The organism is Aeromicrobium yanjiei (assembly GCF_009649075.1).
GTDB classification, from domain to species: Bacteria; Actinomycetota; Actinomycetes; order Propionibacteriales; family Nocardioidaceae; genus Aeromicrobium; species Aeromicrobium yanjiei.
On sequence record NZ_CP045737.1, the window covers coordinates 3,603,302 to 3,623,852 of the forward strand.

17 protein-coding genes are annotated in these 20,551 nt (G+C 70.4%); 12 read left to right on the forward strand and 5 right to left on the reverse strand.

Going from position 1 to position 20,551, the window contains the following annotated elements:
- Positions 1–241: 241 nt before the first annotated feature.
- On the reverse strand, positions 242–1,123 hold the full coding sequence (locus GEV26_RS17700; RefSeq protein WP_153654866.1) for a siderophore-interacting protein: 882 nt from the start codon (positions 1,121–1,123) through the stop codon (positions 242–244).
- Between the two features lie 85 nt (positions 1,124–1,208).
- Between GEV26_RS17700 and GEV26_RS17705 the strand changes: the two genes are divergently transcribed.
- Complete coding sequence (locus GEV26_RS17705; RefSeq protein WP_153654867.1) at positions 1,209–2,345, forward strand: lipid II:glycine glycyltransferase FemX; 1,137 nt, start codon at positions 1,209–1,211, stop codon at positions 2,343–2,345.
- A gap of 7 nt (positions 2,346–2,352) precedes the next feature.
- On the forward strand, positions 2,353–3,405 hold the full coding sequence (locus GEV26_RS17710; RefSeq protein ID WP_153654868.1) for an alanine racemase: 1,053 nt from the start codon (positions 2,353–2,355) through the stop codon (positions 3,403–3,405).
- A 6-nt stretch (positions 3,406–3,411) separates the two neighbouring features.
- Here GEV26_RS17710 and GEV26_RS17715 read toward each other — a convergent pair whose 3' ends face one another.
- Entirely contained in the window at positions 3,412–5,619 is a 2,208-nt protein-coding gene (locus tag GEV26_RS17715; RefSeq protein WP_194839911.1) for a transglycosylase domain-containing protein, read from the reverse strand.
- Positions 5,620–5,812: 193 nt separating this feature from the next.
- Here GEV26_RS17715 and GEV26_RS17720 point away from each other — a divergent pair, with 193 nt between their 5' ends.
- Positions 5,813–6,397, forward strand: coding sequence for a PadR family transcriptional regulator (locus tag GEV26_RS17720; protein ID WP_153654870.1), 585 nt, complete (start codon positions 5,813–5,815; stop codon positions 6,395–6,397).
- A 20-nt stretch (positions 6,398–6,417) separates the two neighbouring features.
- Entirely contained in the window at positions 6,418–7,497 is a 1,080-nt protein-coding gene (locus GEV26_RS17725; RefSeq protein WP_153654871.1) for an inositol-3-phosphate synthase, read from the forward strand.
- 50 nt (positions 7,498–7,547) lie between these two features.
- On the opposite strand, the gene GEV26_RS17730 is transcribed toward GEV26_RS17725, so the two are convergent.
- Together GEV26_RS17730 and GEV26_RS17735 are read right to left on the reverse strand one after the other, a co-directional pair.
- Entirely contained in the window at positions 7,548–8,159 is a 612-nt protein-coding gene (locus GEV26_RS17730; protein ID WP_153654872.1) for a TetR/AcrR family transcriptional regulator, read from the reverse strand.
- An 8-nt stretch (positions 8,160–8,167) separates the two neighbouring features.
- On the reverse strand, positions 8,168–8,764 hold the full coding sequence (locus tag GEV26_RS17735; RefSeq protein WP_153654873.1) for a TetR/AcrR family transcriptional regulator: 597 nt from the start codon (positions 8,762–8,764) through the stop codon (positions 8,168–8,170).
- 58 nt (positions 8,765–8,822) lie between these two features.
- On the opposite strand from GEV26_RS17735, the gene GEV26_RS17740 reads away from it, so the two are divergent.
- From GEV26_RS17740 to GEV26_RS17760, 5 genes are read left to right on the forward strand one after another with little or no spacing between them, the layout of a single operon-like run.
- Complete coding sequence (locus GEV26_RS17740) at positions 8,823–9,638, forward strand: ABC transporter ATP-binding protein (protein ID WP_153654874.1); 816 nt, start codon at positions 8,823–8,825, stop codon at positions 9,636–9,638.
- Positions 9,638–10,357: an ABC transporter ATP-binding protein gene (locus tag GEV26_RS17745; RefSeq protein ID WP_153654875.1), complete on the forward strand. Its 720-nt coding sequence runs from the start codon at positions 9,638–9,640 to the stop codon at positions 10,355–10,357. Before GEV26_RS17740 ends, GEV26_RS17745 begins: the two co-directional genes overlap by 1 nt.
- Before the next feature lies 1 nt (position 10,358).
- Positions 10,359–11,237, forward strand: coding sequence for a branched-chain amino acid ABC transporter permease (locus GEV26_RS17750; protein WP_153654876.1), 879 nt, complete (start codon positions 10,359–10,361; stop codon positions 11,235–11,237).
- Between the two features lie 2 nt (positions 11,238–11,239).
- A complete protein-coding gene (locus tag GEV26_RS17755; protein ID WP_153654877.1) occupies positions 11,240–12,346 on the forward strand; it encodes a branched-chain amino acid ABC transporter permease in 1,107 nt (368 codons plus the stop codon).
- Entirely contained in the window at positions 12,339–13,628 is a 1,290-nt protein-coding gene (locus GEV26_RS17760) for an ABC transporter substrate-binding protein (RefSeq protein WP_153654878.1), read from the forward strand. The genes GEV26_RS17755 and GEV26_RS17760 overlap by 8 nt, the downstream gene beginning before the upstream one ends.
- Before the next feature lie 3 nt (positions 13,629–13,631).
- Here the strand turns inward: GEV26_RS17760 and GEV26_RS17765 are convergent, their stop codons facing one another.
- Positions 13,632–15,065, reverse strand: a complete 1,434-nt coding sequence (locus GEV26_RS17765; protein ID WP_153654879.1) for a CCA tRNA nucleotidyltransferase — start codon at positions 15,063–15,065, stop codon at positions 13,632–13,634.
- Between the two features lie 68 nt (positions 15,066–15,133).
- Between GEV26_RS17765 and GEV26_RS17770 the strand changes: the two genes are divergently transcribed.
- The 3 genes from GEV26_RS17770 (at position 15,134) to GEV26_RS17780 (ending at position 20,534) form a co-directional block, all read left to right on the forward strand.
- Positions 15,134–17,200: a DUF6049 family protein gene (locus GEV26_RS17770; protein ID WP_153654880.1), complete on the forward strand. Its 2,067-nt coding sequence runs from the start codon at positions 15,134–15,136 to the stop codon at positions 17,198–17,200.
- A complete protein-coding gene (murJ, locus tag GEV26_RS17775; protein WP_194839912.1) occupies positions 17,193–18,890 on the forward strand; it encodes a murein biosynthesis integral membrane protein MurJ in 1,698 nt (565 codons plus the stop codon). Before GEV26_RS17770 ends, murJ begins: the two co-directional genes overlap by 8 nt.
- Positions 18,891–18,965: 75 nt before the next feature.
- Positions 18,966–20,534 (forward strand): protein kinase family protein, encoded by a 1,569-nt coding sequence (locus tag GEV26_RS17780; RefSeq protein WP_153654882.1) that lies wholly within the window; start codon positions 18,966–18,968, stop codon positions 20,532–20,534.
- Positions 20,535–20,551: the final 17 nt, after the last annotated feature.

Below are 20,551 nucleotides of genomic sequence, written 5' to 3' on the forward strand. Positions count from 1 at the left end.
GGTCCGCTCAGGGGAGGCCCCGGTCCGCTGACGGGAGCCCCCGGTCCGCTGACGGGACCCCCCGGTCCGCTCAGGGGAGGCCCCGGTCCGCTGACGGGAGCCCCCGGTCCGCTGACGTACCCCCCTCGGCAGACGGGAGGCGCGCGTCAACGGACGTAACCCACCCCTCGGCGGACGGGAGGCGCGCGTCGGCGGACGTAACCCTCCCCTCGGCGGACGGGAGGCGCGCGTCAGCGGTGGGTCAGAGGCCGACGGACTCGTAGATGTCGTCGAGGGCGTCCAGGTAGGCGCCCTGGTCGTCGCCGACCTTCTGCTGCACCTCGGCGGACATCTTGACGACCTCCTCCGCGACCTCCTCGTAGCGGGCGTTCCACTTCTCGGCGTCGATCTGCCAGTAGCCGCACGTGTAGAAGTCGGCCTGCGGCCACCTGAGCTCGCGCCGCAGGTGCCGGCGCACCGCACGGCTGGAGCGGGCCTCCCCCGCGAGCCACACGTAGCGGTCCGCATCCGGCAGCTCGCGTGAGGTCACGGCCGCGGTGAGCGCCTCGCAGACGTCGGTCTCCTTCGCGACCACCTGCCAGGTGAGATCGACGTCCGCGGCGCTCGGCAGCGCGATCTGGTCGCCCGGATCGGTCAGGACGACGTGGACGACGGCCTTCTGCTGCGCTGACAGCCCGCGCAGGATGCGAGCGACCGCGGGCAGTCCGGTGATGTCGGCGACCAGCAGCTGCCAGCCGACGTCCACCGGCGCGGCGTACAGCCCGTGCGGCTCGATGACCCCCACGACGTCGCCCGGCCGGCAGCTGCGCGCCCAGCTCGAGCCGACGCCCTCGTCGTGCAGGGCGATGTCCAGGTCGACGCGGGTCTCGCCGTCCACGACCCGGTGGTCCGAGATCGTGTAGACGCGGAAGTCCGGCTCGACCGCGCCCTCGGGGTACGAGATGGTCCACTTCTCGTCGATCTGCGGGAGTGCCAGCTCGGCCCCGGCCGGCGGGATCAGGACGCGGATGTACTCGTCGGGGACGCCCGTGGACGCCCAGCCGCGAAGACCACCCAGGGTCACGGTCACGAGGTGCGCCGAGAGCTGTCGACGACCGAGCACCGTGGCGGTGTACGTCTTCACAGTCGGATCCTTCCGTCGGGAGACTTAGGCAAGGCTAACCGACGGACCGGCTCAGGACCACGGCGCCGGTTGGTAGCGTGGAGCGGTGACGTCAGCCTCCCTCCCCGGACCCCTTCGTGTCAGGCCCATCAGCGACGCCGAGCACCTCGACTTCATCCGGCGCCGACCGTCCGTCAGCTTCCTGCAGACACCGGCGTGGGCGGTGGTCAAGAGCGAGTGGCGCGGCGAGTCGATCGGCTGGTTCGACGGCGACCGCGTCGTGGGTGCAGCACTCGTGCTCTACCGGCAGCTGCCGAGGCTCAAGCGCTATCTGGCGTACCTGCCCGAGGGCCCCGACATCGACTGGCTCGGCGGCGACCTCGCCCGCTGGCTCGATCCCCTGCGCGCCCACCTCAAGGAGCAGGGCGCCTTCGGCATCCGCATGGGCCCGCCCGTCGTCACCCGCCGCTGGCACGCGGGCACGATCAAGCAGGCGATCGCCGATCCGGTCCTCGGGACGCTGTCCGACGTGCCCGCGGACGTCAGCGACGCCGCGGCCCTCGCGGTCGCGACCGAGCTGACTGCGCTGGGCTGGAAGGAGCTGCCCACCGAGGGTGGCTTCTCAGCCGGCCAGCCCAAGTTCAACTTCCAGGTGCCGCTCGCGGGACGCACCGAGGAGGACGTCCTCGCCGGCATGAACCAGCTGTGGCGGCGCAACATCAAGAAGGCGGCCAAGGCCGGGGTCGAGGTCACCACCGGGAGTCGCGACGACCTCGCGGAGTTCCACCGCGTGTACGCCGAGACGGCCGAGCGGGATCACTTCACCCCGCGCCCCCTGTCGTACTTCGAGCGCATGTGGGACGCCCTGACGACGGAGGAGCCCGACCGGCTCGTGCTCTACCTCGCCCGCCACGAGGGCGATCTGGTCGCCGCGACCACGATGGTCCGCGTCGGCGAGCACGCCTGGTACTCCTACGGCGCCTCGACGACCGCGAAGCGCGACGTCCGCGGCTCCAACGCGATCCAATGGCAGATGATGCGCGACGCGCTGGCTGCCGGGGCGACGACGTACGACATGCGGGGCATCACCGAGACCCTCGACCCCGCGGACTCGCACGTCGGCCTGATCCAGTTCAAGGTCGGCACCGGCGGGGAGGCCGTGGAGTACCTCGGCGAGTGGGACCTGCCGATCAGCCGGCCCCTGCACCTGGGCTTCACCACCTACATGAAGAGGAGAGGGTGAGCCGCGCATGAGTGCAGGATTCGAGCTCGACGTCGACACCCAGCGCTGGCGACGGCACCTGGACACGATGGTCGAGGCCACGCCCGGCATCGTCCCGGTCATCAAGGGCAACGGCTACGGCCTCGGCCGTGACCTGCTGGCGGCGGAGTCGACCCGTCTCGGCCTCGGCAGCATCGCGGTCGGCACGTACAACGAGGTGCCCGAGGCACTGGCCGCCTTCGACGGGGACGTCATGGTGCTGACGCCGTGGCGACCGTTCTTCGACCACGTGGTCCTGGACGACCGGGTCATCCACACGATGGGCCGGGTCGCGGACATCGAAGAGCTCGCAGCGCAGGCACCGGGCGCACGCATCATCCTCGAGGGTGAGACCTCGATGGCCCGCCACGGCCTGGACCGCCACGAGCTCGCGGCCGCCGTCGCGGCCCTCGGGGACCTGCGCGTCGAGGGCTTCGCGATCCACCTCCCGCTCGGCCCGGCAGGCCGGGCAGGGGGCAACTTCACCGAGGCCCAGAGCTGGGCCGCGGCGCTCGAGGCCTCGCAGGTCGACACGACCACGCTGTACGTCTCGCACCTGACCCCCGCCGAGCTCGCGGCGCTGCGCACCCACCGCCCGCACCTCGACGTGAGACCGCGCATCGGCACGTCCTTGTGGCTGGGCGACCTGGGTGCCCTGTCCGTACGCGCGACGGTCCTCGACGCGCACCTGGTCGCCCGCGGCGAGCACATCGGCTATCGCCAGCGACCCATGCCCCGCGACGGGACGCTGCTGATCATCTCCGGCGGCACGAGCCACGGTGTCGGCCTCGAGGCGCCCAAGGCGTCGTCGGGCGCCGTCCAGCGCGGCAAGCTGCTGGCCAAGGGCGGGCTCGAGGCCGCCGGGCTGTCGCTGTCGCCGTTCACGGTCGACGGCAAGCAGCGCTGGTTCGCCGAGCCGCCGCACATGCAGGCCAGCATGATCTTCCTGCCGGCCTCGGCCACCGCCCCCGCGGTCGGCGACCGCGTCGACGTCGCGGTGCGCTTCACCACCGCGACGTTCGACGCCGTCAACCTGCGCTGAGCCGGGTCACTCCCTCGACTGGGGCGACGGCGTGGTCGGTGCCGGCGTCGCCGGCGTCGTCGGCTGCGTCGGATCGGGCGCCGTCGGCTGGGGCGCCGTGGGCTTCGGCGTGGTCGGCGACGGGGTCGTCCGCGTCGGCTCGGGCTTCGGCTTGGGCTTGGTCGTCCGCTCCGGCTTGGGCGCCGGCTCCCGGTAGACGGGCCCCTTGTCGCTCTGCAGGTTGGCCGGCGGCGGGAACGTTCCGCAGTCGCTCGGGTCGAGCACCTGGTCCATGTAGAGCTTGAACGTCTTGGCCGGGATCTGACCACCGAAGAACGGCACCATGTAACCCTCGAGATCGGCGTTGCCGAGCTTGCCGCGGTTGTACATCACCGCGGTGGCCAGCTTGGGGGTGAACCCCGCGAACCACGACGACGACACGTGCTGGTCGTCGTCCGGCCCGGCCGTGGCCGTGCCGGTCTTGCCCGCGGTGGTGCAGACCGTGTTGCCGTTGGTGCCGGTGCCCGAGCGCACGACGCCCTGCAGCGCCGCGATCGTGTCGGCAGCGACGTCCTCGGGGATCGTCTGCTTGGTCTTGACCTCGTGCTTGTACAACGAGTCGCCGCGGTAGTCCGACACCTTCTGGATCACGAACCAGTCGGCTCGCTTGCCGCCCGCTGCGAGCGTCGCGTACGCATTGGCCATGTCGACCGGGGCGACGCCGAAGTAGCCGAGCGGCGTCACCAGCGGGAACGAGCCGTTCTCGTTCTTGCGCTCCCGGTCCAGCAGACGCTTGGGGATGCCGGCCTGCTGCGCGGCCTTGATGACCTTGTCCGGGCCGTCCTCCATCTGGTCGACGAGATCGACGAACGCCGTGTTGACCGACTCCTGCGTCGCGGTCGACAGCGGGATGAAGCCGAACGACTTGCCGAGGCTGTCGCCCTGGTTGAAGGCGATCTCCTTGCCGTCCTTGAACAGGGGCGAGTTGCCGTTGAGGCGGGTCGTGAGGCTGTAGCCGTCCTCGAGGGCCGCGATGACCGCGAACGCCTTGAAGGTCGATCCGGGCTGCGTGGGCGCGGTGGCCCAGTTGACCTGGTTCTTCAGGTAGTCGCGTCCGCCGTACATCGCGCGGACCGCTCCCGTGCCTGGCTGGACCGACACGAGCGCCTGGTGCAGCTCCTTGGCGTCGGGGCGCAGTGCCTTGACCGACTCGATGGCCTTCTTCTGCTTGTTGTAGTCGAACGTCGTCACGATGCGCAGGCCGCCACCGTAGATCTGGTCGTCGGTGAAGTCGAGCGACTGCATCTGGTTCTGCACGAGCGACAGGAGGTAGCCCTTCGACCCGCTGAAGCGGCTGCTGTTCTTCTTGTCCACGACCGAGGGGATGCGGTCGGAGAACTTGGCCGCCTGCTCGGCGGTGATCGCGCCGGACTTGACCATGCCGTTCAGGACGTAGGAGAAGCGCGGCTGGATGCGATCCTTGGCGCCCTCGGCGTAGGGGTCGTAGTAGCTCGGGCTGTTGATGATCGTCGCGAGCAGCGCGGACTGCGCGTAGTTGAGCTTCGAGGCAGGCTTGCCGAAGTAGGTCTGCGAGGCGACCTCGACGCCGTACGCGCCGTTGCCGAAGTAGATCGTGTTGAGGTAGCCCTCGAGGATCTCCTTCTTGCTCAGCTGGTTGTGGATCTTGACCGAGAGGATCGCTTCCTTGACCTTGCGGGAGTAGGAGCGCTCCTGCGTCAGGTACAGGATCTTGACGTACTGCTGGGTGATCGTGGAGCCGCCGGACTGCACCGATCCGCTCGTGGTGTTGTCACGGGCGGCGCGGATGATGCCCTTGATGTCGATGCCGCGGTTGGAGTAGAACGAGCGGTCCTCGGCGGCGATGGCGGCCGCCTGCATCGAGGCGGGGACCTCGTCGATCGAGATGCTCTCGCGGTCCTGCCGCGCGAACTCACCGAGCTTGTGCTTGCCGTCGGAGTAGTAGACCTGCGTCGTCTGGGTCTGGAAGTCCGCGTTGGCGTCCGGGATCGCGATCGCGCGGTAGAGGATGAAGAACGTCGCCGCGAGGGCGAGCGCTCCGGCGACGCCGAGGAATGCGACCCACCGGATGAGCTTGCTCCACCACGGTCCGCGACCGCCGATCCTGCGTCCGAAGCCCTTCACGCGGTTGCCGAAGCCGCTGCCGCCTGCGGCGCGGCCACTCTTCGTGGTCGTGCGCTTTCGCTGTGTTGCCAAGGGTCCGTCTACCTCCATCGAGGATCCGAGATGCGGATCCGCCCCGTCAAGTGTGCCGAACCTACCGAAGAATGCCGAATCACAGGGGCCATCAGTGTCACGACTCACCCCGCCCGGGGTGTTGGCGCAGATGCTGGATCGATGTATCGTCTCGATATAACAAACGGCACCATATGTCAGGACAGGGCAACACATGACACGACGCGGCGCGGCGCTGGAGGTGGCGGTCCTCGGACTGCTGCACGACGCCCCGATGCACGGCTACGAGCTGCGCAAGCAGGTCAACGCCTTGCTGGGCTGGGGTCGCATCCTGTCCTACGGGACGCTCTACCCCGCACTGAAGGCGCTCGGCAAGGCCGGCTACATCGTGGCCGACCAGACCGAGTCGCTCGAGGGCAAGGGCAGGCGCGCCCGCATCGTCTACCAGCTCACGGCCGAGGGCAAGGAACACTTCGCCCAGGCGCTCGAGGACTCGGGCCCGTCGACGTGGGACGACGAGACATTCGGCGTGCGGTTCGCCTTCTTCTCGCGCACCGACGCCGCCTCGAGGGTTCGCATCCTCGAAGGTCGCCGAAGCCGCTTGGAGGAGCGGCTCGAGCACGTCCGCAAGGCCGGGCAGCGCAAACGTGACCGCGTCGACTCCTACACCTTGGAGCTGCAACGTCACGGCCTGGAGTCAGTCGAGCGCGAGGTCAAGTGGCTGACCGAGCTGATCGATCGTGAACGATCGGGCGGCTATCCCGATGCGGACGCCCCAGACAACCAACCAACGAAGTGAAGAACAACGAAGGAGAACCCATGGGTTCGGTACGCGTAGCAATTGTGGGTGTGGGCAACTGTGCCACGTCCCTGATCCAGGGCGTCGAGTACTACAAGGATGCCGACCCCGAGGCCGGCGTCCCCGGACTCATGCACGTCAAGTTCGGTGAGTACCACGTCAACGACATCGAGTTCGTGGCCGCATTCGACGTCGACGCCAAGAAGGTCGGCTTCGACCTGGCCGAGGCGACGCAGGCCAGCGAGAACAACACGATCAAGATCGCCGACGTGCCCCCGACCGGCATCATCGTCCAGAAGGGCAACACGCTCGACGGCCTCGGCAAGTACTACCGCGAGACCATCGAGGAGTCCGACGCCCCGGCCGTGGACGTCGTCCAGGTCCTCAAGGACACCCAGGCCGACGTGCTGGTGTCCTATCTCCCGGTCGGGTCGGAGGAGGCCGACAAGTTCTACGCGCAGTGCGCGATCGACGCGAAGGTCGCCTTCGTCAACGCGCTGCCCGTCTTCATCGCCTCGGATCCGGAGTGGGCGCGCAAGTTCGAGGACGCCGGCGTCCCGATCATCGGCGACGACATCAAGAGCCAGGTGGGCGCCACCATCACCCACCGCGTGATGGCCAAGCTGTTCCAGGACCGAGGCGTCGTGCTCGACCGCACGTACCAGCTCAACGTCGGCGGCAACATGGACTTCAAGAACATGCTGGAGCGCGACCGCCTCGAGTCCAAGAAGATCTCCAAGACCCAGGCCGTGACGTCGAACATCAACCACGACCTCGGTGCCAAGAACGTGCACATCGGCCCGAGCGACTACGTCCAGTGGCTCGACGACCGCAAGTGGGCGTACGTGCGGCTCGAGGGACGCGCATTCGGCGACGTGCCCCTCAACCTGGAGTACAAGCTGGAGGTCTGGGACTCGCCCAACTCCGCCGGCATCATCATCGATGCGATCCGCGCGGCCAAGATCGCCAAGGACCGCGGCATCGGCGGCGCCCTGCTGTCGGCCTCGTCCTACCTGATGAAGTCGCCCCCGGAGCAGCGTCCCGACGACCTCGGTCGCGAGATGCTCGAGAAGTACATCGCCGGAGAGGTCGAGCGCTGAGCGCCTGACCTGCACGCACGAGGGGGCCGGTTCCGTGAGGGACCGGCCCCCTACGTCGTGCCCGGGCCCGGGCCGTGCAGCAGCAGACGGGCCACGGACTCGCGCATCACGGCACGCGCCGCGTCGACCTCCAGGCCCAGGTCGTGGCGCAGCGACGACCACGTCGGCCAGCTCGACGCGACGAACAGCGCCGCCTCGAGCACCCCACGGCGCTCACCTGCGGCCGCGAGCTCGGGTCCGAACACGTGGGCCAGGTCGTCCCGCACCCGGTCGACGTGCTGCCGGCGGCTGTCCTGCAGGGCCCTCGAGAACGGCTCGCCCAGCGCGGCCGAGCGGGCCGCGGGGTCGAGATGCTCGAGCCGTCGCACCCGCATGTCGAGGTACTGCTCGAGGCGCTGGTCCAGCGGCAGGTCGGGGCTGATCTCGGTCCGCAGGGCGGCATCGGCATCGAGCCAGTACGCAGTGGTGGCGCCCAGCAGGGTCTCGGTGTCCTTGTAGTTGAGCCACAGGGTCCGCACCGAGATGCCGGCCCGCTCGGCGATGACCTTCGCGGTGGGCTTGAGCACGCCTTCGCGCAGCAGCGCGGTGTGCGCCTCGACGATGGCATCTCGTGTGCGTTGACCTCGGGCGACCCTGCCGTCGGTGTGCTGATGTACGGCCATGTCGTGCCTCAGGATACGCCCGGAGCTTCGAGCACGAGACGGAAACCATGTCGTACGACGTCCGTGGCCTCCTCGACGCTCAAGCCCTCGTCGTCGCGCAGCAGCTGCCAGGTCATGCTGTTGGCGAGCGCGAAGAGCACCCGGTGGGCCACGGAGTCCCGGCCGGCGCCGAGCTCGGCCCCGAAGGTCGCCACCAGATCTGCGTGCAGGCGGTCCAGGTGCTGCAGCCGCGCCGCGCGCAACGCCGGGGAGAACGGCTCGCTGGTCAACCCCGATCTCGCCGCCGGGGCAAGGCCCTCGAGCCGCGCAGCGCGCTGGACGCAAAAGGCCTCGATGCGCATCGTGAGCGCCAGGTCCGCAGGCACCGACGTCCAGCTCGACGCGTCGTGGTCGAGCCAGTAGCGGCCGGTCGCCTCCAGCAGGGACTCGATGTCCTTGAAGTTGAGCCACAGCGTCCGCAGCGACACCCCCGCGCGCTCGGCGACCGCCTTGCCCGTGGGCCGCAGCTCCCCCTCGCGAAGGAGCGCCGAGTGCGCGGCGATGATCGCCTCCCGCGTGCGCTGGCCGCGGGCGACCCGGCCGTCGGGGTGCTGCCGAGCGGTCATCTCTCCTCCGTCCTGGTGGGTGGTTGACGCGTGCGGCAAAAACATACACTCTGTGTGCATGAACATCGAGACGCACGTCACACCGTGTGACGGCAGCCGGTCGGGTGCCCACCTGACGGTGCAGGACGTGACGGTGCAGTTCGGCGGTCTGACGGCTCTGTCGGACGTGGGCTTCGAGGTCCGACCGGGCCAGGTCCTCGGCGTGATCGGTCCCAACGGAGCCGGCAAGACCACCTTGTTCAACGTCGTCTGCGGGTTCACCCGTCCGCAGACCGGGCACCTGACGCTCGACGGCCGGCCGTTCCGGCCCGCACCGCAGCGGCTGGTCCGGTCCGGGGTGTCCCGCAGCCTCCAGGGACTCGGTCTGTTCCCGGGGCTGAGCGTGCTCGAGAACATCGTCGCCGGGGCAGGCGGCGCAGCACGGACGGGATGGTGGTCGGGCCTGCTCGCCCTGCCGCGCACCGACCGCGACGAGCGGGAGCTGCACGACAGGGCCGCAGCCCTGATCGACGAGCTCGGGCTCGGCGCCCACGCGCACGCCCAGCCCGGGACCCTCCCGTACGCGGTCAGCAAGCGGGTCGCCCTGGCCCGCGCGCTCGTCAGCGAGCCGCGCCTGCTGCTGCTCGACGAGCCGGCCGGCGGCCTCGGCCACGACGAGGTCCTCGAGCTGGCTGAGCTCATCATGAGCCTGCCGTCGCGTGGCGCCGGCTGCTCGGTGATGCTCGTCGAGCACCACGTCGACCTGGTGATGCAGGTGTGCGACGAGCTGGTCGTGCTCGACTTCGGCCGGGTCATCGCGACCGGCACACCCGCAGTCGTCCGCGAGGACCCCGCCGTCGCGGAGGCCTATCTCGGGGCCGAGGTGGACGTCTGATGAGCGACTCGCTGCTGGCCGTCCGCGGCCTGACCGCAGGATACGGCGGCGCGCCGGTGCTCCAGGGCATCGACCTCGACGTCGCCGCCGGGACGATCGTGGCGGTCGTGGGCGCGAACGGCGCCGGCAAGACCACCCTGCTGCGCGCCCTGTGCGGGACGATCCCGGTCTCCGCCGGCACCGTCACCTGGGACGGGGACCCCCTGCGCGGCACGCGTACCGAGGACCTCGTCCGCCGCGGCATCGCCCACGTCCCCGAGGGTCGTGGGGTCATCACCGAGCTGACCGTCGAGGAGAACCTGCGTCTCGGCCACGTCTGGCGCAAGGACAAGGCCGATGGACGGCGCGCGACCGACGAGGTCTACGAGATGTTCGAGCCCCTCACGCGCCGGCGACGCAGTGCCGGGCACCAGCTCTCCGGCGGCGAGCGGCAGATGCTCGCGATCGGCCGCGCGCTCGTCGCCCGTCCGCGGCTCATGATGCTCGACGAGCCCTCGCTCGGTCTGGCCCCCAAGGTCAGCGCCCAGATCATGGCGCTGCTCAAGAGACGGTGCGACGAGACCGGCCTGACCGTGCTGCTCGTGGAGCAGAACGTCCGCAGCGCGATGTCGATCGCCGACCACGGTGTGGTCCTCTCGCTCGGGCGGGTCGTCGCCAGCGACTCCGCCGACCGCATCGCCGCCGACGACGACCTCCGACACGCCTACCTGGGGTTCTGACATGGATCGCTTCATCTTCCTCACCGTCGACGGTCTCGCCCGCGGCGCCGTCTTCGCCGCGTTCGCGCTGGCGCTCGTGCTCATCTGGCGCGGTGCCCGCATCGTCAACTTCTCCCAGGGCGCGATGGCGGCCGCCTCGACGTACGTCGCGTACAGCGTCACGACGGCGACCGGCTCGTACTGGCTCGGGCTCGCGGCCGCGATCCTCAGTGGCCTGCTCATCGGCGCCGGCGCCGAGCGTCTCGTGATGCGCTTCGTCGACGCCCGGCAGCCGCTCAACGCGGTGATCGTCGCGCTCGGGCTCGTGCTGGTGATCCAGGCCGTGCTCGGCATCGTCTACGGCAGCGAGTACCGCCCGATGAAGGTCCCGTTCAGCCGCACGCCCCTCAGCATCGGCGACCAGGCACTGCTGTCGCCGTACGACCTGTTCGTCTTCGGCACCGTCGTGGTGGTCATGGTCGGGCTCGGCTGGGCGTTCACCCGCACCGATCTCGGCCTGACGATGCGAGCTGCGGCCTTCGCACCCGACATGGCCCGGCTGCTCGGGGTCAACGTCGGGCGGATGCTGACGCTGAGCTGGGGCCTCGCCGGTGCGGTCGGCGGGCTCGCCGCACTGCTCGTGGTCCCGACCGAGCTCGGGGCGCACCCCCACGCGACCGACCTCGTCTTCGTCTACGCCTTCACGGCCGCCGTCGTCGGCGGTCTGGACAGCCCGATCGGTGCGGTCGTCGGCGGGCTGGGCGTGGGGCTCGTGCTGTCGTACGTCAGCGGCTACTCCGGCAGCGACATCTCCGCGGTCGTGATCCTCGGGGTCCTGATCGGCGTGCTCCTGCTGAGACCGTCCGGACTGTTCGGCCACACCTCGGCACGGCTGGTGTGACGATGAGCTTCCTCTCGCGCCACACACTGGCCCGCCACACGCTCCTGCTGCTCGTCGCGGCCATGGCCGTGCTCGCCCTCACGTACGGTCTCTCGCCGTACCGCAACTACCAGCTCGCCACGATGGCCGCCTACCTGTGCGCGACCGCGGGTCTGACCGTGCTGGTCGGCCTCTCGGGGCAGCTGTCGCTCGGCCACGGGGCGCTCATGGCGGTCGGTGCGTACGCCTGTGCGCTCAGCTCGGCCGAGCTCGGCGACCGCGGCACCACCGGACCACTGCTCCTGCTCGTGCCGCTTGCCTGCGCGATCGTGGCCACGGCCGTGGTCGGAGCCGTCGTCGGGCTCGCCGGGGCCCGCCTGCACGGCCCCTACCTCGCGGGCCTGACCCTGACCCTGACGATCGTCGTCCCGGCCATCACGACCACGTTCGCCGACCAGCTCGGCGGCGACCAGGGACTCTCGGTGCTGGTCGAGCCCGCACCCGTGGGGCTCGGCGCGACGTTCCCGCTCGAGCGGTGGCAGGCGTGGATCGCGTGTGCCGCCGCCCTGCTGACGGTGTTTTTGCTGGCCAACCTCGTCCACAGCCGCTTCGGCCGCGAGATGCGGGCCGTGCGCGACGACGAGGTGGCCGCGCGCCTGGCGGGCATCAACGTGGGTCGCACCAAGGTCATCGTCTTCGTCGTGAGCGCGGCGACCGCCGGCCTCGGCGGCGGCGTCCTCGCGGTGCTGACGCAGGCGGTGTCGCCCGGCGCGTTCTCGCTCGCGTTCAGCCTGTTCCTCCTGATGGCGGTCGTGATCGGCGGCATCGGCCACCTCGCGGGTGCCGTGTGGGGCGCGCTGCTCCTGGTCGCGCTGCCCGAGCTCACGGGATCGCTCGCCGACCGGATCGACGCGTCCCCGGCCCTCGCCGAGCGCCTCGACGGCAATCTCTCGCTGCTGGTCTTCGGGCTGGTCCTCGTGCTGGTCACGATCCTGTTCCCCCGCGGCATCCACGGCCTGGTCACCACGGCGTTCGGACGACTGCGTCGCCGCACCCCCGACTCCCCTCCCGGCACCACCGCAGCACGCCCATCCACCACCACCACCAGTACGGAGTCCATCGATGCCTAGCTCACTGCCCCGCCTCCGGCGATCGGTCACCGCGATCGCCTCCCTCGGCCTGATCGGCACGCTCGCCGCGTGCGGAGGAGGCAGCGACTCCGCGGCCTCCGCGCCGGGGGTCACCGACACCTCGATCGTCGTCGGCACCCACCAGCCCCTGACCGGACCCGCTGCTGCGGGCTACTCGACGATCTCGCCGGCCACCAAGGCGTACTTCGACTACGTCAACGACAACGGCGGCGTGCACGGCCGCACGATCAAGTACCTCGTCGAGGACGACGGCTACAACCCGGCCAACACCCAGACGGTGGTGCGCGAGCTGGTGCTGAAGGACAAGGTCTTCGCGATCGTCAACGGTCTCGGCACCCCGACCCACACGGGCGTGCTCGACTTCCTCAAGACCAACAAGGTGCCCGACCTGTTCGTCGCCTCGGGCAGCCGGAGCTGGAACCAGGCCGAGAAGTACCCGACGACGTTCGGCTTCCAGGCCGACTACACGACCGAGACCAAGGTCCAGGCGACGTACATCAAGGAGAACCTCGCGGACAAGAAGGTCTGCTTCCTCGGCCAGGACGACGACTTCGGCCAGGACGCCCTGCTCGGCCTGACCCAGGTGCTCGGCGAGGACGGCGTGGCCGAGCGGCAGAAGTACGTCACCAGCAACACCAACGTGGCTCCGCAGATCGGCAAGCTGAAGGCGGCCGGCTGCGAGGTCGTCTCGCTGGCGACCGTGCCGGGCTTCACCGCGCTCGCGATCGGCACCGCGGCCCGCCTCAAGTTCCAGCCGCAGTGGATCAGCACGTCGGTCGGCGCGGACTACGCGACGCTGAGTGCCGCGCTCGGCGAGGCGGCACCGCTGCTCGAGGGCTTCCTCAGCACCAACTACCTGCCGTCGGCGTTCGACGACTCCGATCCCTGGATCACGCTGTTCAAGAAGATCAACAAGGACTACAACGGCGACAAGCCGTTCACCGGCAACACGGTCTACGGCATGACGGTCGGCTACCTGTTCGTCCAGGCGCTGCAGGAGACCGGCAAGGACCTGACCCGCGAGGGTCTGGTCGAGACCATGGAGTCCGGGGCGCTCGACGGACCCGGTCTCACGTCGCCGCGCTACTCCAAGGACGACCACGCTGGCTACGGCGGTGCGCAGATGGCCAAGGTCACCGGCGACTCGCAGGCGTACTTCGGACCTGTCTACGCGACGGACGACCAAGAGGGCACCGAGGTCGCGGTCTTCGACGGCGAGGCCACCACGCCTCCTGCGAAGGGCATCCCGGCGGCCAAGTAGTCCTCAGTCTCGGGCCGCCCAGAAGGCCCGGAGCGCCTCGGTGGCGTCTGCTTCGCTCAACGGACCTCGATCCATCCTCAGGTCCAGCAGGAAGCGGTACGCCTCACCGACCTCCGGGCCGGGCGGGATCCCGAGGATCGCCATGATCTGCCCGCCGTCGAGATCGGGACGAATCGACCCGAGCTCCTCCTGCTCCGCGAGCACCGCGATGCGCTCTTCGAGCTCGTCGTACGTGCGTTGCAGGCGCAGGGCCTTCTTGGCGTTGCGGGTCGTGCAGTCCGCACGGGTGAGGATGTGCAGCCGCTCGAGCTGATCGCCCGCGTCGCGGACGTAGCGGCGCACGGCCGAGTCGGTCCACTCCCCGGAGCCGTAGCCGTGGAAACGCAGGTGCAGCTCGACGAGCTTCGCGACGTGGTCGGTCAGCTCGTTGCTGTAGCGCAGCGCACGCATGCGCTTGCGGACGAGCTTGGCTCCCACCACGTCGTGGTGGTGGAACGTGACCGTCCCGCCGTCCTGGAAGCGACGGGTGCGCGGCTTGCCGATGTCGTGCAGCAGGGCGGCGAGCCGGATCGTCAGGTCGGGCGCGTGCTCGAGGCGTCCCTCCAGCGCGATGGCCTGCTCGAGCACGGTCAGCGAGTGCTCGTAGACGTCCTTGTGCCGGTGGTGCTCGTCGCGCTCGAGCTTGAGGGCGGGCAGCTCGGGGAGCATCTGCTCGGCCAGGCCGGTGCCCACCAGCAGGCGCAGGCCCGCGACCGGGTGCGGGCTCAGCAGGAGCTTGTTGAGCTCGTCGCGGATCCGCTCGGCCGACACGATCTCCAGGCGCGGGGCCATCGCCGCCATCGCGGCCTCCACGTCGGGGGACGCCGTGAAGCCGAGCTGGGCGACGAACCGGGCGGCCCGCATCATGCGCAGCGGATCGTCGCTGAACGACTGCTCGGGGGTGACCGGGGTGCGCAGCAGCCGATGGTCGATGTCGTCGAGGCCGCCGAACAGGTCGACGAACTCGCGCGACGGCAGCCGGATCGCCATGGCGTTGACCGCGAAGTCCCGGCGCGCCAGGTCGCCGTCGAGGGAGTCGCCGAACATGACCTCGGGCTTGCGGGACCCCGCCTCGTACTCATCGCTGCGGTACGTCGTGATCTCGAGCTGGTGATCGCCCTTGCGGACGCCGATCGTGCCGAACTCGCGTCCGATGTCCCACACCGCGTCGGCCCACCCCGCGACGACGGACTCGATCTCCTCGGGCCGGGCGGAGGTGGTCAGGTCCCAGTCGTTGCCGGGTCGTCCCAGCACCGCATCGCGGACCGGGCCACCCACGATCGCCAGCTCGTGACCCGCGGACTCGAACAGCACGCCGATCTCGGCCAGGAACGGGTTGGCGGCGAGCTCGGCGTCGATCCTGGCCTGGCGGTCGGGGGTCAACGGGGACGTGGGCACGGGGACATACTCTATCGGCCCCGACCTGGGTGCCCCTCCGCTGCCGGGCCGACGTCTAGCATGTTCGGGTGAGCAGCCCCCGCCGTACGATCCTCGTCGCGCTGCTCGTGACGATCCTCGGTGCGGTGCTTGCCCCCGTGGTGCCCGCCCAGGCCGCAGGCGAGGACCCCGATCTGCAGGTGTCGATCCGCTCGCTGGACCCCAGCCGGCTGACCCGCGGTGCCGACGTCACCATGACGGGCACCGTGACCAACCGCAACGACCACGCCTGGACGGCCGCGCAGGTGTACCTCGTGATCCCGGCCTCGCCGTTCACGACCCGCGCCCAGGTCGACGAGGCCATGGCGAACAGCAAGGCCTACACGGGCGTACGTGTCGTGGAGACCGGCGCATTCGACGAGCTCGGCGACCTGGCTCCTTCCCAGACCAAGCGGTTCCGCATCTCGGTGCCCTATGAGCAGCTGGGCATCACGGGCGCCGAGGGCGTGTATCCCGTGGGGGTCCAGGTGCTGGCGACCGACACCGACGGCTCCCGCAGCCCCGAGGCGCTGGCGGGGGCCACGACGACCCTGCCGCTGATCTCCTCCGACCGCGAGGCCGTGCCGACCTCGATCCTGTGGCCGTTCCTCATGACCGACACCCGGACCGGCGAGGGCACGTACGCCCGTCCCGACCGGCTCCTGCGGGCCGTCAGCCCCGGCGGTCAGCTGCGCAACCTGCTCGACCTGGCGTCCGGGTCCTCCGGCGGCGGCGCGGGCACCGCCCTCGTCGATCCCGCGCTGCTGGTCGGGGTCGACGACCTCGCCAACGCCCGTCACCTGCCCGACGACCTCGAGCTCACCGATGAGCAGCGGGCCGGCGCCGCCTCATTCCTCGAGGACCTGCTGCAGTACGCGCGGACGCACAGCCCGTGGATCCTCGGCTACGACCGCCCCGACGTGCTCGCGCTCGCCGAGAATCCCGACCTGGAGGGCCCGCTCGTGCGGGCGATCGATCGCGCGACCGACACGGTCCTCGCGAAGTACCAGCTCAGCGGCCGCCGGGTCTCCTGGCCCACGCGCGACGGCGTGACGAGGGGACTGCTCAGCAACCAGCGCGGCAGCGGGGACAGTCCTGTCATCGTGAGCTCGTCGTCGCTGCCGGACTGGGAGCCCCGCCTCGGGTCGCTCGTGCAGTACACCTCCGCGAAGGGGCCGCTGCCGCTGCTCGTCAACGACCCGAAGCCGACCGGCTCGACCGGTCCCGAGACCGTGCTGGTCCTGCGCCAACGTGTCCTGAGCGACGCCGCGCTCGCGGTGCTGGAGCGGGCCATCGACCCGGACTCGCGTGCGGACTCGTTCACGATGGTGGATCCGCAGTGGGACCCGGGCGTCCGGTGGTCCACGGGCCAGCTGTCGACCGCGTTCACGGTCCCGTTCACGCGGGCGACGAGCCTCGACGCACTCCTCACCCAGCGCCTCGTGTCCTACAAGGGCGACGTCCCGACGACTGCCGAGGCGCGTCCGCTGTCCCGGGCACAGGTGCTCAAGGCCACCGAGATCGTCGAGATGGGCGCGACGTTGAGCTCGATCATCTCGCAGTCCGCCGACGTCGACGACACCCTCGCCCGCGAGGTCGCCAGCGTGCTCGGCGTCCGGTGGCGCCTCGACCGGTCCGCCGGGTTGGTCCTCGCGACGTCGTACGCGCGGCGGATCTCCTCCGAGCTCGACAAGATCTCGATCGAGGCGCCGCCGTCCGTGACGCTCTCGAGCTCCAAGGGCGGCTTCCCGCTCACGATCCGGAACGACACCGACGAGGCGATCCGCATCGGCGTCGACCTCGACTCGAGCAATCCGGCCCTCACCATCCCGACCCTGGACGACGTCGACGTCGCAGCCGGCGAGCGGCGGACCATCACCGTGCAGGTCGATCTCGGCCGCCAGCGGACGACCTTCCTCACCGCCCACCTCGTGACCGCGAACGGCACCGACGTCGGGTCGCCGACGACGTTCAAGGTGCGCTCGAGCAGCATCGGCACGGTGCTGTGGGTCGCGATGGGGCTCGCCGCACTGTTCGTGCTGGCCGCCCTCGTGCGCCGTTTCCACCGCCGCCGGACCGCCTCGTCCGCGATGCCCGTGGGGGACGATGATGACTGACGAGCCGCGCCCCGACGCTCCGGACACCGAGAACCTGGACACCGAGGAGCCGGACGCCGAGGAGCAGACCGTCGCGAGGGCCAGCGCCTGGATGGCGCTCGGCACGGTGATCTCGCGGGTGACGGGCTTCGGCCGCCTGATCCTGCTGGCCTGGGTCATCGGCGTCGCGCTCAACGCCGACCTGTTCGAGGCCGCCAACACGATCCCCAACGCGCTCTACATCCTGGTCGCGGGCGGCATCTTCAACGTCGTGCTGGTGCCCCAGCTCGTCCGTGCGATGAAGAACGATCCCGACGGCGGCGATGCGTACGCCAACCGGGTCATCACGCTCGGCGTGGTCGTGCTGGGCATCGCCACAGTCCTGCTGACGCTGGCCGTCCCCGCCCTGCTGCACCTGGTCTTCGAGGACGAGCTGTTCACGCCCGCCCTGCAGCACCAGCGCGAGTCGGCCGAGCTGCTGATGATGCTCTGCATGCCGCAGGTGTTCTTCTACGGCGTGTTCGTCCTGGTGGGACAGATCCTCAACGCCAGGAAGCGGTTCGGACCCATGATGTGGGCCCCGATCGCCAACAACGTCGTGGCCTGCGCCGTGATCCTGGTCTACTACTTCATCTTCGGCGCGAGCAACGGCGCCGACGGCTTCACGACAGGTGAGGCCCTGCTGCTGGGCGTCGGCTCGACGGCCGCGATCGCGCTCCAGGCCGTGATCCTCGTGCCCTACCTGCGCGCTGCGGGCTTCCGCTACCGGCCGCGGTTCGACTTCCGCGGGGTCGGGCTCAGCCACACGCTGCGACTCGGCGTCTGGACTCTGCTGTTCATCCTGGTCAACCAGATCGCGTACTTCGCGATCGCCCGCATCGCGACCGGCGCCAACCTCGAGGGCACGGTCGACGGCAAGCCCGCCGCGGGCCTCGCGGTCTACAGCATCGGCTTCCTCGTCAGCCAGCTGCCGCACGGCGTCATCACCGTCTCGTTGGCCACCGCGATCATGCCCACGCTCGCGGCGCTCGCCAACGAGCGGCGCTACGACCGGTTCCAGCTCGAGCTCGGCCGGACCCTCCGGATGGCCATGGTCATCATCGTCCCGCTCGCGGTCGCGGTCGCGTGCCTCGGCCAGCCCGCTGCGGCCATCGCCGGTGCGATCGGCTCGCTCGGCGGCAACACCGTGGCGATCGGGCAGACCATCTCGGCGTTCTCGCTCGCGATGATCGCCTTCACCCTGCACTACATGATGCTGCGGGGGTTCTACGCCAACGAGGACACCCGCACCCCCTTCTTCATCCAGCTGGTGATCTCGATCGTCAACATCGTCTGCGCGGTCGTGCTCACGTCGCTGGTCGAGCCGTACCGGGTCGCCGCCGTGCTGGCGCTGTCCTACGGCATCTCGTACGTCGTGGGGTCGATCCTGTCGCTGACGCTGCTGACCCGCTCGGTCGGACCGGTGATCGATCGGGAGATGGTGTTCTTCGTGCGCCGGCTCGTCGTCGCGGTCGCCCTCACGGCGTTCGTCACGCTGGGGGTCGCCCGCGGGCTCGACGTCGCCGGCCTCGAGCCGGCCCGGGCCGTGGGTGGCCTGATCACCACGGTGATCGCCGGTCTCGCCGGCGCCGTCACGTACGTCGCCGCGGCCCGCGTCGTCGGCCTGACCCAGCTGACCCACCTCGTCGACTCGCTGCGGCGCCGCGGCTAGGACAGGGCGTCGACCCGCCGCCGACTACCATGGGCCGCAGCACGGGGACAGGTGCTGGACAAGGGGCGCGGACCGATGAGCGAGAGGCGATCACTGGCCTCCGGTGACGTCCTCGCCCGACGCTACGAGCTGCAGGACCTGGTGAGCGAGCGCCTCGGCTCCAGCACGTGGCGGGCCCACGACAAGGTGCTCAACCGCAATGTCGGCATCGAGCTGATCGCGAGCGACGACCCCCGGGCGGACCACTTCCTGTCCGCGGCCCGCGACTCCACCGCCGTGACCGATCCGCGGTTCCTGCGCGTCCTCGACCTCATCGAGAACGAGCAGGGCCACCACATGGTCGTCCGCGAGTGGGCCCGCGCCTTCGGCCTGGACCAGCTGCTCGCACAGTCATCGCTGCCCAACCGCCGCGCCGCCACCGTGGTTGCCGAGGTGGCCGAGGCGCTCGCGCACGCCCACGAGCACGGGGTGTACCACCGCCGGCTCACCCCGCGCCACGTGCTGCTCAAGCAGTCCGGCGCGGTGCGGGTCGTCGGCCTCGGGGTCGCGACCGCGCTCGCACCCGCGGGGCGACAGGACACGCTCGCGGATCTGCAGGAGTACGAGCAGCTGGACGTGCAGGCGTTGGGCAAGCTCCTCTACGCGTGCGTCACCAGCCGGTGGCCGGGCGCGGACGTCGACGGGCTCCGAGCCGCGCCCACTGAGCACGGACGGCTGCTGCGCCCCCGCCAGGTGCGCGCGGGCGTCTCCCGCGACATCGACACGACCGCCGACCGCATCCTCGGCTCCCCTCCCCGCAACCACGAGGCCCCGCTGCGCACCGCAGCGTCGATCGCGCGGACGCTGCGCCTGTCCGGCGAGGACGACGACCTGGTCGACGACCAGCCGAGTCTCGCCGGGCTGTCGTCGCCCGATCTGCTCCGCCTGGACCCCGTGATCGTCCCCGAGGGCCCACCGCCCGGCCTCGAGCCACCGCGCCGGCGCCCCAAGGCGTACGAGCCTGCGCCGCCGACCACGCTCGAGCGAGGACGCGCGCGAGCCCGCAGGGCCGCCAAGGGCGACCGAGGCCTGGTGCTGCTGGGCGTCGTGGGCGCCCTGGTCATCGTCTCGCTGCTGGCGGTGCTGGTCAGCCGGTCCAAGGAGGAGGCGTCCGGACCGGTCGACCCGACCTCCCCCGTGCGCGTGCTGCCGGTGCAGCGGGTCGTCGACTTCGATCCGCTGGGCGAGGACCGCCGGGAGAACGGCGACCAGGCCCCGTCGATCGTCGACGGCAAGCCGTCCACGAGCTGGCGCACGTCGACCTACTTCGGCAGTCCCCGCCTCGGTGGCCTCAAGGACGGTGTCGGCGTCGTGCTCGACCTCGGCGGGCCCCGCGAGGTCACCTCGCTGCGGCTGCAGCTGGTCGGCGACCCGACCGACATCGAGATCTTCACCGCGACGGACGACACGCGTCGGCTGCCCTCGTCCCGACGCGGTCTCGAGCAGGTCGCCGGACTGCAGGGCGCCGCCTCCGACGCCAGCATCTCGCTGCCCCGCGACACCATGACCCGGTACGTCGTGGTGTGGCTCACGTCGCTCCCGGAGGTCGCCCCGGGCGAGTTCCGCGGTGAGATCTCCGAGGTCGTGGTGCGTGGTCGCTCCTGACGGCGGCGACCGGGGCT

Bases quoted from the DNA above. Each gene is read 5' to 3' on its own strand.
- GEV26_RS17750 (WP_153654876.1), top strand. From the start codon at position 10,359: ATGGATCGCTTCATCTTCCTCACCGTCGACGGTCTCGCCCGCGGCGCC.
- GEV26_RS17720 (WP_153654870.1), top strand. From the start codon at position 5,813: ATGACACGACGCGGCGCGGCGCTGGAGGTGGCGGTCCTCGGACTGCTG.
- GEV26_RS17780 (WP_153654882.1), top strand. From the start codon at position 18,966: ATGAGCGAGAGGCGATCACTGGCCTCCGGTGACGTCCTCGCCCGACGC.
- GEV26_RS17725 (WP_153654871.1), top strand. From the start codon at position 6,418: ATGGGTTCGGTACGCGTAGCAATTGTGGGTGTGGGCAACTGTGCCACG.
- GEV26_RS17710 (WP_153654868.1), top strand. From the start codon at position 2,353: ATGAGTGCAGGATTCGAGCTCGACGTCGACACCCAGCGCTGGCGACGG.
- GEV26_RS17760 (WP_153654878.1), top strand. From the start codon at position 12,339: ATGCCTAGCTCACTGCCCCGCCTCCGGCGATCGGTCACCGCGATCGCC.
- murJ (WP_194839912.1), top strand. From the start codon at position 17,193: ATGACTGACGAGCCGCGCCCCGACGCTCCGGACACCGAGAACCTGGAC.
- GEV26_RS17745 (WP_153654875.1), top strand. From the start codon at position 9,638: ATGAGCGACTCGCTGCTGGCCGTCCGCGGCCTGACCGCAGGATACGGC.
- GEV26_RS17735 (WP_153654873.1), bottom strand. From the start codon at position 8,764: ATGACCGCTCGGCAGCACCCCGACGGCCGGGTCGCCCGCGGCCAGCGC.
- GEV26_RS17740 (WP_153654874.1), top strand. From the start codon at position 8,823: ATGAACATCGAGACGCACGTCACACCGTGTGACGGCAGCCGGTCGGGT.
- GEV26_RS17755 (WP_153654877.1), top strand. From the start codon at position 11,240: ATGAGCTTCCTCTCGCGCCACACACTGGCCCGCCACACGCTCCTGCTG.
- GEV26_RS17730 (WP_153654872.1), bottom strand. From the start codon at position 8,159: ATGGCCGTACATCAGCACACCGACGGCAGGGTCGCCCGAGGTCAACGC.